Genomic DNA, 12,206 nt, shown 5'->3' with positions numbered 1-12,206 from the left:
GCCGGCCCGGTACGCCGGACAGTGGGGGGAGCCACCGGTGATCGACGCGTACGAGGACCCCGGCACGCCGGACCGCCGGGGCGGCTGGCGGTACCTGGGGTGGCTGGTCCGGCGGCAGTGGCCGCGCTGCCTGGCGGGGGCCGTGCTCGCCAGTGTCTGGATGGTGCTGCTGGCGGCGACGCCGTACCTGATGGCGCGGGCGGTCGACCACGGCCTGGTCCCCGGTGACCTGGGCGCGCTGGCGCTGTGGACGGGTGCGCTGGTCGCCGTGGGGGCGTTCAACGCCTGGCTGGGCATCATGCGGCACCGCACGATGACCCGGGTGCGGATGGACGCCAACTTCCGGACGGTCAAGGTGGTCGTCGGGCACTCCGCACGGCTCGGTGCGGCGCTGCGCCGGCAGGTCGGGACCGGGGAGGTCGTCACCATCGGCGTGGGTGACGTGCAGACGATCAGCACGTCCCTGACGGCCGTGGGGCCGGGCGTCGGAGCGGTCGTCGCCTACGCGGCCGTCGGGACGCTGATGCTGTCGGTGTCGACCCGGCTCGCCCTGGTGGTGCTGCTCGGCGTGCCGGTGCTCGGCGTGCTGCTGGGCCCGCTCATGGGCCGGCTGCAGGGCAGGGAGGCCGAGTACCGGGAGCGGCAGTCCGTGCTGACCGCGCGGATCGGGGACCTCGCGGGCGGGCTGCGGGTGCTCAACGGGCTGGGCGGCAAGGGCCTGGTCGCGGACGCGTTCCGCCGGGACTCGGGGCGGCTGCGCGAGCAGGGCTACCGGGTGGGGGCGGTGACCAGCTGGATCCAGGCCCTCGGCGTCGGCCTGCCGATGCTGTTCCTGTCCCTGGTGACCTGGATGGGCGCCCGGCTGGCCGCGCAGGGCCGGATCAGCGTGGGCGAACTGGTGGCGGTGTACGGCTACGTGGTGGCGCTGGGCTGGCCGGTGGCGTCCCTGATCGAGATGGCCCACCAGCTCAGCCGGGGTGTGGTGGCCGCCCGCCGGGTCGTCGCGTTCCTGCGGCTGGAGCCCGACCCGGACACCGGCACCCGGGACGCCCCGGCCGAGCCCTCGCCGCTGTACGACCCGGCCTCCGGGGTGCGGGTCCTCCCCGGCCGCCTGACCGCGCTGGCCGGGGCTCGTCCCGCGGACGCCGCCGAGGTCGTCGACCGCCTCGGCCGGTACGCCCCCTCCGAGGCGAGGTGGGGCGACGTCCCGTTGGCCGACGTGCCGCTCGCCCAGGTCCGGGCCCGCATCCTGGTCGCCGACGCGGAGGCCGACCTCTTCGCGGGCACCCTGCGCGAGGTGATCGGCGAGGCGGTGACGGACCCGGGGGACACGGACGGCGCCGGTGCGGGACCGCGCCGCGGGAGTGCGGCCGGCCGCGAGGCCTCGGCGGACGGGCGGCGGCGTGCCGGGGCGCTCCGGAAGGGTGACCTGGCCCGGTCGCTGCACGCGGCCGCCGCCGAGGACGTGGTCCAGTCCCTCCCCGAGGGCCTGGACGGCCCCGTCGCGGCCCAGGGCCGCAGTCTCTCCGGTGGCCAGCGCCAACGCGTCCGACTGGCCCGCGCGCTGTTCGCCGACCCCGAGGTGCTGCTGGCCGTCGAGCCGACGTCCGCGCTGGACGCCCACACCGAGGCCACGGTGGCGGACCGGCTGCGGGACGCCCGCGCGGGCCGTACGACCGTGGTGGCCTGCACCTCTCCCCTGCTGCTCGACCGGGCGGACGTCGTGCACCTCCTGGTCGACGGCAAGGTCGTCGCCACCGGCACGCACCGCGAACTGCTCGGCGCCGAGCCGGGGTACCGGGCGCTGGTCGCCCGGGACGACGAGGAGGACCGATGACGTCCACGTCCACGTCCGCATCCACATCCGCATCCCGGTCCGCGGCCGGATCCGCGTCGACGTCCACGGGGCAGCTCCCCGTCGCCGGGCGTGCCGACGTCCGCCGGGCGGCGGCCGGACTGGTCGGCGCCGACCGGCGGGCCTTCGCGCTCGTCCTCGGTCTGAACGCGCTGGCCGCCCTGGCCGGGCTCGCGGGTCCGTGGCTGCTCGGCCGGATCGTCGACGAGGTCCGCGCGGGGGGCGGGGTCGGCGCGGTGGACCGGATGGCGCTGGCCATCCTGCTGTGCTCGCTGGCCCAGTTGCTGCTGGCCCGCTGGGCCCGGTACGTGGGGCACCGGTTCGGAGAGCGGACGCTCGCCCGGGTGCGGGAGCGGTTCGTGGACCGGACGCTGGCCCTCCCGGCCTCCGTGGTGGAGCGCGCGGGGACCGGGGACCTGACGACCCGCGGCACCGCCGACGTGACCACCGTCGGCACGACGCTGCGGGACGCCGGACCGGAACTGCTGATCAACTCCGTGCAGGCGCTGTTCCTGGCCGGCGCGGTGTTCGTGCTCGACCCGCTGCTCGGCGTGGTGGGCGTGCTGGGCCTGACGCCGGTGTGGGGGGCGCTGCGCTGGTACCTGCGCCGGGCGCGGGCCGCCTACCTCGCCGAGGGCGCGACCACCTCGGAGGTCGCCGAGAGCCTCGCCGCCACGGTGGCCGGGGCGCGCACGGTGGAGGCGTTCCGGCTGGCCGACCGGCGCGTGCGGAGCAACCGGGACACGCTGGAGGTCTCCCGGCGCACCCGCCTCCACACGCTGTATCTGCGCAGCGTGTTCTTCCCGGCGGTGGAGGTCTCCTACGTCGTCCCGGTGGCGTGCGTGCTGCTGCTCGGCGGGATCCTGCACGCGCGCGGCTCGGTGAGCCTCGGCGCGGTGGTGGCGGGCGCCGTGTACCTCCAGCAGCTGGCCGGGCCGCTCGACGAGGTGCTGATGCGGATCGAGCAGCTCCAGGCGGGCGGTGCCTCCTTCGCCCGGGTGGAGGGGCTGGCGCGGGCCCCGCGGGCGGTGGCGGGCGACTCCCCGGTCCCGGCCGACGACCGGATCGAGGTGTCCGGGGTGCGGTACGCCTACGAGCGGGGCGGCGAGGTGCTGCGCGGGGTGGACCTGACCGTGCGGCCGGGCGAACGGCTGGCGGTCGTCGGTCCGTCCGGGGCCGGCAAGACCACGCTGAGCCGGCTGCTGGCGGGCGTCGACGCGCCGACCGAGGGATCGGTGACAGTGGGCGGAGTGCCCGTGGTCGGTCTCGGGCCGGAGCGGCTGCGCCGTCAGGTCGTGCTGGTCACCCAGGAGCACCACGTGTTCCTCGGCACGGTCCGCGACAACCTGCTCATCGCCGAACCGGCGGCCCCGGACGAGCGGTTGTGGGCCGCGCTCGCCTCGGTGGGCGCCGAGGAGTGGGTGCGGGAGCTGCCGGACGGCCTCGACACCGAACTGGGCACCGGCGGCCGCCGGCCGGACGGTGCGCAGGCCCAGCAGCTCGCGCTGGCCCGCGTGGTGCTGGCCGACCCGCACACGCTGATCCTCGACGAGGCCACCGCCCTGCTGGACCCGACGACGGCCCGGCACACCGAGCGCGCGCTGGCCGCCGTACTGGAGGGCCGTACGGTCATCGCCGTCGCGCACCGCCTGCACACCGCGCACGACGCCGACCGGGTGGCCGTGATGGAGGACGGCCTGCTGACCGAGCTGGGCACGCACGACGAACTGGTGGCGTCCGGCGGGGCGTACGCGGCGCTCTGGGGGTCCTGGCACGGGGAGCCGCCGGGACCCGGAGCGGGCCTGCCTCCCGAGCCCGCGCAGGACCGGTCGTCCGCACCCGCGGCTGACTGAGCGAACAGTCAGTACCCCAGTCGGCGCCACCCCTCGGCAACCGCTCCGTATATCGAACATGAACGCCCGGACAACGAACCATTTCCGGCCAACTTCCTGACGCGCTCCTGACAGAATGCGCGTTCCCCTGCCACTCTTCCCACGGCCGCTCCACAGCGCCCCCACAGCTTCCTCACCGTGCGCTGTGCCGTGGCCCGCTCCTAGCACGTGGTTTCTGCGTACCGCCCAGTACCGCCCGGCCGGCCCACCCGCCGGCCGGTCTCCCCTGGCCGCGCGACCCGCGGCCACGCAGAAGGAGTCAGTGTTGAGCAGCAGTTCTCCCCACAGACGCACCTCCCACGCCACGTCCCGCCGCACCACCCACCGCCGCGCCGCCGCCGTCGCCCTGGCCGGTGTCGCCGCGCTGATCGCCACGGCGGTCCAGTCCGGCGCCGCCACCGCGGCACCCCGGCAGGCCCCCGTCCCGGGCGCCGAGTCCGTCAAGCTCACCCCGGCCCAGCGCGCCGAACTGATCCGCGACGCCGACGCCGCCAAGGCGCGGACCGCGGGTGAACTCGGCCTGGGCGCGAAGGAGAAGCTGGTCGTCCGCGACGTCCTCAAGGACCGCGACGGCACCGTGCACACCCGCTACGAGCGCACCTACGACGGGCTGCCCGTCCTCGGCGGCGACCTGGTCGTCACCGTCGACGGCGGGAAGACCGAGCGGGTCGTCAAGGCCACGTCGAAGGCGATCAGGCCGGCCACCGTGACGCCGAAGATCTCCGCCGGCAAGGCGGAGGCGCAGGCCGTGTCCGTCGCGAAGGCCGCCGGCACCGAGCAGGTGGAGGCGGACCGCGCCCCGCGCAAGGTGGTCTGGGCGGCGAACGGCACCCCGGTCCTCGCGTACGAGACGGTCGTGGGGGGGCTCCAGGAGGACGGCACCCCGAACGAGCTGCACGTGGTCACCGACGCGGCCACCGGCGCCAAGCTCTTCGAGTACCAGGCCATCCACAACGGCACCGGCAACACGATGTACAGCGGCACGGTGCCGCTGGGCACCGCGCAGTCCGGGTCGTCGTACACGCTGACCGACACCACGCGCGGCAACCACAGGACGTACAACCTCAACCGGGGCACCTCCGGCACCGGCACGCTCTTCTCCGGCCCCGACGACGTCTGGGGCAACGGCCAGGCCTCCAACGCCGAGACCGCCGGCGCCGACGCCCACTACGGGGCCGCGCTGACCTGGGACTACTACAAGAACGTCCAGGGCCGCTCCGGCATCCGCGGTGACGGCGTGGGCGCGTACTCCCGCGTCCACTACGGCAACAACTACGTCAACGCCTTCTGGTCGGACAGCTGCTTCTGCATGACGTACGGCGACGGCTCGGGCAACGCCAACCCGCTGACCTCGATCGACGTGGCCGCGCACGAGATGACCCACGGCGTCACGTCCAACACCGCGGGCCTGGTCTACAGCGGCGAGTCCGGCGGGCTCAACGAGGCGACCTCCGACATCTTCGGCGCGGCCGTCGAGTTCCACGCCAACAACTCCTCCGACGTCGGTGACTACCTCATCGGCGAGGAGATCGACATCAACGGCGACGGCACCCCGCTGCGCTACATGGACAAGCCCAGCAAGGACGGCGCGTCCAAGGACGCCTGGTACTCGGGCATCGGCGGGATCGACGTGCACTACTCGTCCGGCCCGGCCAACCACTTCTTCTACCTGCTGAGCGAGGGCAGCGGCACCAAGACCATCAACGGTGTCACCTACGACTCGCCCACCTCGGACGGCCTCCCGGTCGCCGGCATCGGCCGCGACAAGGCCGCGAAGATCTGGTTCCGCGCGCTCACCACCAAGTTCACGTCCACCACCAACTACGCGGCGGCCCGCACCGGCACCCTCGCGGCGGCCGGTGAGCTGTACGGCACCGACAGCGACGAGTACAAGCGGGTGCAGGACGCGTGGGCGGGCATCAACGTGGGCGCCCGCTCCGGCGGCGGCGGTGGCGGCACCTCCTTCGAGAACGCCGTCGACGTGGCGATCCCGGACAACGGAGCGGCGGTCACCTCCTCGGTCACGGTGACCGGACGGGCCGGCAACGCGCCCGCCAACCTCCAGGCCGCGGTGGACATCGTGCACACCTGGCGCGGTGACCTGGTGGTCGACCTGCTGGCCCCGGACGGGACCGCGTACCGCCTGAAGAACAGCAGTTCGTCGGACTCGGCGGACAACGTGAACCAGACGTACACGGTGAACGCCTCCTCGGAGACCGCCAACGGCACCTGGAAGCTGCGGGTCCAGGACGTGGCGGCCCGGGACACCGGTTACATCAACTCCTTCAAGCTCACCTTCCCGTAGGCCCCCGGCGGCAGGGCTCCACGGTCAGGGCGCCGTCCCGGTGGTCACCACGCCGGGGCGGCGCCCTCCGCGTCGCCCGCCCTTTTTTGCCAAGCCCATACGCACCAGTGGTTGCCTCTTTGCCGAGGTCACACGGGTTCACGTGCGCGCAACATTCGCCTGGACGGCGACTTTCGGCCAACATCATTCGACCCTCCTGACATGTACGCGTCTTCGGTGCCAGTCTTCCGTCACCCGCCGCACAACTTCGCAGTCACCTCCGGCCGGACACCCACGCCGACCGGAGTCCCCCACCGAAGGAGCTTGTGTGTCCCCCCTCTTCGCGCGCCACAAGCGCAGCACCCTGGCCCTCGCCACCGCGGTCGCGGCCGGAGCGCTGCTCACCACCGGCCTGACCGCCGGCAACGCGACCGCCGACGTCACCGCGCGGCCTCCCCTCCCGGGCGCCCCCGTCCTGCTGTCGGACACCGCCCGCACCGCGCTGATCCAGGAGCAGCAGCGGACCGCGGCCGGCACGGCCGAGCGGATAGGCCTCGGCGCCAAGGAGAAACTGGTCGTCAAGGACGTCGTCAAGGACCACGACGGCAGCGTCCACACCCGCTACGAGCGCACCTACGACGGGCTGCCCGTCCTCGGCGGCGACCTCGTGGTGCACCGGGCGCCGTCCGGCGCGACCGAAGGCGTGACCAGAGCGACGAAGGCCGCGATCAAGGTCGCGAGCGTGACGCCGAAGGTCGGCACCGCCCAGGCCGAACGGCAGGCGCTGAGCGCCGCCGAGGACGCCGGGTCGTCGAGGGCCGCCGCCGACGCCGTGCCCCGCAAGGTGATCTGGGCGGCCGACGGCAAGCCGGTGCTGGCCTACGAGACCGTCGTCGGCGGCCTCCAGGAGGACGGCACCCCCAACGAGCTGCACGTCGTCACCGACGCCGTCACCGGAACGAAGCTCCACGAGTACCAGGGCATCGAGACCGGCTCGGGCAAGAGCCTCTACTCGGGCACGGTCACCCTCGGCACGACGAAGTCGGGGTCGACGTACCAGCTGTACGACACGGCCCGGGGCGGCCACAAGACGTACAACCTGGCCCGCAAGACCTCCGGCACCGGCACCCTGTTCACCGACGCGGACGACGTCTGGGGCACCGGCGCGGCCTCCAGCTCCTCCACCGACCAGACCGCCGCCGTCGACGCCGCCTACGGCGCGCAGACCACCTGGGACTTCTACAAGAGCACCTTCGGCCGCAGCGGCATCAAGAACGACGGCAAGGCGGCCTACTCCCGCGTCCACTACGGCAGCAACTACGTCAACGCCTTCTGGTCCGACTCGTGCTTCTGCATGACGTACGGCGACGGCTCGGGCAACACCCACCCGCTGACCTCGCTGGACGTGGCCGGGCACGAGATGAGCCACGGCGTCACCTCCAACACCGCGGGCCTCAACTACAGCGGCGAGTCCGGCGGCCTCAACGAGGCGACCAGCGACATCTTCGGCACCGGCGTGGAGTTCTACGCCAACAACGCCGCCGACAAGGGCGACTACCTCGTCGGCGAGGAGATCGACATCAACGGCGACGGCACCCCGCTGCGCTACATGGACAAGCCCAGCAAGGACGGTGCCTCCAAGGACTACTGGTCCTCGGGTCTCGGCGGCGTGGACGTCCACTACTCCTCGGGCCCGGCCAACCACTTCTTCTTCCTGCTGGCCGAGGGCAGCGGGGCGCGGACCGTCAACGGGGTGAGCTACAACTCCCCCACCGCCGACGGCTCCACCGTCACCGGCATCGGCCGCGCCAAGGCGCTGCAGATCTGGTACAAGGCACTGACCACGTACATGACGTCCACGACGAACTACAAGGGTGCCCGCACCGCGACCCTGAGCGCGGCGTCCAGCCTGTACGGCGCCACCAGCACCGAGTACAAGACGGTGGCCGCGGCCTGGACCGCGATCAACGTGAGCTGACCGCCGGCCGGCACGGCGGGTACGACACGGCGGGCGGCACCCGGGACCGACGGTACCCGGGTGCCGCCCTAGTCTTGGTGCCCATGTCCTTCACGTACGACGACGTCGGCGCCACCCGCGAGCAGGGCCACTGCCCGCCCGGCTTCCGCTCCATGCACGTCCGCACGCGCCTCGGGGAGGGCGAACCGGTGTTCCGGCGGGCGGCCGAGGCGGTCCTCACCTGGGAGATGCACCGGGAGATGGGCGTCGGCATCGACGCGAGCGCGGAGCGCGCCGCGCCCGGCGTCGACGTCACCGTCACCCTCGCCGGAATGATCAAGGCGCCCTGCCGGGTGGTGTGGACCCTGGAGGAGCACCGCCGGGCCGGGTGGGCCTACGGCACGCTGCCCGGTCACCCCGAGTCCGGCGAGGAGGCCTTCGTGGTCGACCGCACGGGCGACGGCACGGTCTGGCTGACCGTGACCGCCTTCAGCCGCCCCGCCAAGTGGTACGCCAAGGCCGGCGGACCGGCCGCCCGCGCCTTCCAGCACGCCTACGCCCGCCGCTGCGGCACGGTGCTGCGACGGCTGAGCGGCGGCGACGAGGAGGACTGACCGCCCCCGCGCCACCGCCGCCCGCGGCGCTCACCTCATCAGCAGCCCGGCCGCCTGGAGCACGTCGTCCGACGGCACCGCGACCAGCCCCGCCTCCGCCCCGGAGGCCAGCAGCCGGTGCGCGGGCAGGATGCGGACCGTGTAGCCGAAGGGCCCGGTGCGGTCCAGGGCCAGCGGGCCCTCGTACGCCCAGCGGCCCTCCAGGTCGGGGCCGCCCACCGGCTTCAGCGGCACGGTGGCCGCGTCCGTGATCCGGTCCTCGGAGTCCACCCGGCCGGAGACCGCCTGCACCTCGACGTCATCCGGGGCGAGGTCGCCGAGGTTCACCCGCACCCGCAGCCCGAGCGTCGAGCCCAGCTCCGCCGTGGCACCGGCCGCGGACGTCTCCACGTGGTCGACGCTCACCCCCGGCCAGGCCGCCCGCACCCGGTCCTTCCACTCGGCCAGGGCCCGGGCGGAGTCCGGGTCCATCGCGCGGTGCGCCTCCGCCGCCGGGGTGTACAGCCGCTCCACGTACTCCCGGACCATGCGTCCGGCCAGCACCTTCGGGCCGAGCAGGCTCAGGGTGCGGCGGACCATCTCGATCCACCGGTCGGGCAGCCCGCTCGCGCCCCGCTCGTAGAAGCGGGGGGTGATCCGCTGCTCCAGCAGGTCGTAGAGGGCGGAGGCCTCTATGGCGTCGCGCCGGTCCGGGTCGGTACCCGCGCCGTCGGCGGTGGGGATCGCCCAGCCGAAGTCCGGCTGGAACCACTCGTCCCACCAGCCGTCCAGCACCGAGAGGTTGAGGCAGCCGTTGAGCGCCGCCTTCATGCCCGACGTGCCGCACGCCTCCAGGGGCCGCAGCGGGTTGTTCAGCCAGATGTCGCAGCCCGGGTAGAGCTTCTGCGCCATCGCCATGCCGTAGTCCGGCAGGAACACGATCCGGTGCCGCACCCGCGGGTCGTCCGCGAACCGCACCAGCTCCTGCACCAGCCGCTTGCCACCGTCGTCCGCCGGGTGCGCCTTGCCCGCGACCACGATCTGGATCGGCCGCTCGGCGTGCAGCAGCAGGTCCATCAGCCGGTCCCGGTCGCGCAGCATCAGCGTCAGGCGCTTGTACGACGGGACGCGCCGCGCGAAGCCGATGGTGAGCACGTCCGGGTCGAGGACGTCGTCGATCCAGCCCAGCTCGGCGGTCCCGGCCCCGCGCTGCCGCCAGGAGGCGCGAAGCCGTTCCCGTACCTCCTCGACGAGCTGCTCGCGCAGGGTGCGGCGCAGCTCCCAGATGTCCTGGTCGGGGACGTCGGCGACCGAGTCCCAGCGGTCCGAGCCGCCGACGGTCAGCCCGTCCTCGGCCCGCTGGACGCCGATCTGCCGGGCCCCGAGCCGGAACACCTCCGGCGCGACCCAGGTCGGGGCGTGCACCCCGTTGGTGACCGAGGTGATCGGCACCTCGTCGGCGTCGAAGCCGGGCCACAGTCCGGCGAACATCTCCCGGCTGACCCCGCCGTGCAGCAGGGAGACGCCGTTGGCGCGCTGGGCCAGCCGCAGGCCCATCACGGCCATGTTGAAGAGGTTCGGTTCGCCGCCGGGATAGGTCTCCATGCCGAGCCGCAGGACGCGTTCGACGTCGATGCGCGGGAGTTCCGCGTCGGGGCCGAAGTGGCGGGCGACCAGCTCGCGGTCGAAGCGGTCGATGCCGGCCGGCACGGGGGTGTGGGTGGTGAAGACGGTGCCGGCCCGCACCGCCTCCAGCGCCGACCCGAACTCCAGGCCCTCGTCGCACAGTTCCGAGATGCGCTCCAGGCCGAGGAAGCCGGCGTGGCCCTCGTTGGTGTGGAACACCTCGGGCGCGTCGTGCCCGGTGAGCCGGCAGTACGTGCGCACCGCCCGGACACCTCCTATGCCCAGCAGCATCTCCTGGAGGAGCCGGTGCTCGCTGCCGCCGCCGTAGAGCCGGTCGGTGACCCCGCGTTCGCCGAGGTCGTTCTCCTCGACGTCCGAGTCCAGCAGCAGCAGCGGGACGCGGCCGACCTGGGCCAGCCAGATCCGGGCCCGCAGCTCCCGGCCGCCGGGCAGGGCGAGGGCGACGTGCGCGGGGGTGCCGTCGGCCTCCTTCAGGAGGGCGAGCGGCAGCTCGTGCGGGTCGAGGACGGGGTAGTGCTCCTGCTGCCAGCCGTCCCGGGACAGGGACTGGCGGAAGTAGCCGTGGCGGTAGAGCAGTCCGACGCCGATGAGCGGCACGCCCAGGTCGCTGGCCGCCTTGAGGTGGTCGCCGGCCAGGATGCCGAGGCCACCGGAGTACTGGGGCAGGGCGGCGGTGATGCCGAACTCGGGCGAGAAGTAGGCGACGGCGGCGGGGAGTCGGCCCGACTGGGCCTGGTACCAGCGGTCGCCGGACATGTAGTGATCGAGGTCGTCGGCCACCGCGGTCAGCCGGCGCAGGAAGCGCCGGTCCTCGGCCAGCTCCGCCAGGCGCCCGGGCGGAACGGTGCCGAGCAGCCGTACCGGGTCGCGGCCGGAGGCGGCCCAGCACTCGGGGTCGACGGACTGGAAGAGGTCGCGGGTCTCCGGGTGCCAGGACCAGCGCAGATTGCGGGCCAGGTCACTGAGCGGCCGGAGGGGGTCGGGGAGAACGGGACGGACGGTCAGTCGACGGATCGCCTTCACCCCCACGACGTTACCGGGGTGATGTGTCCCTCGCCGGGGGCTTCGCCCACAGTCCTCCGATTCGGCCTGAACGGCGTCGGTCCCGGTCTCCGGACGGGCTAATAACCATCGGCGTGACGATCTTCCGGCGGGGAAGGTGTCCGGTCAGGGCCGTCGCGTGTGCCGACATACGCGTGAGTAGTTAACAAAGTGCCGGATTGCCCACCCGAGGAGTGGGGGAAGGCTCCTGCGGTACACCCCACACGCACCTCCGCAGGACCCACCTCCCCAGAGTCATCCGCCCACCCACGTTGACGCGGACAGGAGCGGTCATGCCCGCCACGCACCACTCGTCAGCACCCCCCGCGGGGCCACCGGAGCAGTCTCCCGGGGTGCCGCCCGCGGACGGCACCACCGTCGTCGGACGGATACCCGTCCTGGACGTCCGCCCGGTGGTCCGCCAGGGACGCAGGCCCGCCAAGGCCGTCACCGGCGAGTCCTTCGAGATATCGGCCACCGTGTTCCGCGAGGGGCACGACGCGGTCGCGGCCGACGTAGTCCTGAGAGATCCGCGGGGCCGCCCGGGCCCGTGGACGCCGATGCGCGAGCTGGCCCCCGGCACCGACCGCTGGGGGGCCACCGTCACCGCCGGTGAGCCGGGGCTGTGGACCTACACCGTGGAGGCCTGGGGCGACCCGGTCACCACCTGGCGGCACCACGCGCGGATCAAGGTCCCGGCGGGCATCGACACGGACCTGGTCCTGGAGGAGGGCGCCCGGCTGTACGAGCGGGCGGCCGCCGGCGTGCCGGGCGCCGGGGACCGGCGCGAGCTGCTCGCCGCCGTCGACGCGCTGCGGGACGAGTCCCGGCCGGCCGCGTCACGGCTGGCGGCGGCGTTGACGCCGCAGGTGGACGCGGTGCTGGCCCGGCATCCGCTGCGGGAGCTGGTCACCAGCTCCGACCCGCTGCCGCTGCT

At 73.7% G+C, this 12,206-nt stretch carries 7 protein-coding genes; 6 read left to right on the top strand and 1 reads right to left on the bottom strand.

Translation table 11 applies throughout. From position 1 onward, the window contains the following. The first annotated feature begins 37 nt into the window (after positions 1 to 37). The 5 genes from ACZ6EG_RS25475 (at position 38) to ACZ6EG_RS25455 (ending at position 8,602) form a co-directional block, all read left to right on the top strand. Positions 38 to 1,837 carry an ABC transporter transmembrane domain-containing protein gene (locus ACZ6EG_RS25475; protein WP_469607884.1) on the top strand — a complete coding sequence of 600 codons (1,800 nt, stop codon included), beginning with the start codon at positions 38 to 40 and terminating at the stop codon, positions 1,835 to 1,837. Then, on the top strand, positions 1,834 to 3,708 hold the full coding sequence (locus tag ACZ6EG_RS25470) for an ABC transporter ATP-binding protein (RefSeq protein WP_469607881.1): 1,875 nt from the start codon (positions 1,834 to 1,836) through the stop codon (positions 3,706 to 3,708). Before ACZ6EG_RS25475 ends, ACZ6EG_RS25470 begins: the two co-directional genes overlap by 4 nt. 304 nt (positions 3,709 to 4,012) lie before the next feature. After that, positions 4,013 to 6,052, top strand: a complete 2,040-nt coding sequence (locus ACZ6EG_RS25465) for a M4 family metallopeptidase (protein WP_469607878.1) — start codon at positions 4,013 to 4,015, stop codon at positions 6,050 to 6,052. 307 nt (positions 6,053 to 6,359) lie between these two features. Continuing rightward, positions 6,360 to 8,009, top strand: a complete 1,650-nt coding sequence (locus ACZ6EG_RS25460) for a M4 family metallopeptidase (RefSeq protein WP_469607875.1) — start codon at positions 6,360 to 6,362, stop codon at positions 8,007 to 8,009. 83 nt (positions 8,010 to 8,092) lie between these two features. Continuing rightward, a complete protein-coding gene (locus ACZ6EG_RS25455; protein WP_053142831.1) occupies positions 8,093 to 8,602 on the top strand; it encodes a DUF1990 family protein in 510 nt (169 codons plus the stop codon). Positions 8,603 to 8,632: 30 nt separating this feature from the next. Here ACZ6EG_RS25455 and ACZ6EG_RS25450 read toward each other — a convergent pair whose 3' ends face one another. Continuing rightward, positions 8,633 to 11,251: a glycosyltransferase family 1 protein gene (locus tag ACZ6EG_RS25450; RefSeq protein WP_391971921.1), complete on the bottom strand. Its 2,619-nt coding sequence runs from the start codon at positions 11,249 to 11,251 to the stop codon at positions 8,633 to 8,635. Positions 11,252 to 11,562: 311 nt separating this feature from the next. Between ACZ6EG_RS25450 and ACZ6EG_RS25445 the strand changes: the two genes are divergently transcribed. Then, positions 11,563 to 12,206, top strand: a 644-nt coding sequence (locus ACZ6EG_RS25445; RefSeq protein WP_391971922.1) for a maltotransferase domain-containing protein, incomplete at its 3' end; no start/stop codon positions are given.

The sequence above is a fragment of the Streptomyces sp. NPDC041968 genome (assembly GCF_055589025.1).
This window is presented reverse-complemented; position numbering and strand designations above follow the sequence as displayed.

Excerpts from the sequence above, each read along its gene's own strand:
- ACZ6EG_RS25455 (WP_053142831.1), top strand. The coding sequence starts at position 8,093 with ATGTCCTTCACGTACGACGACGTCGGCGCCACCCGCGAGCAGGGCCAC.
- ACZ6EG_RS25470 (WP_469607881.1), top strand. The coding sequence starts at position 1,834 with ATGACGTCCACGTCCACGTCCGCATCCACATCCGCATCCCGGTCCGCG.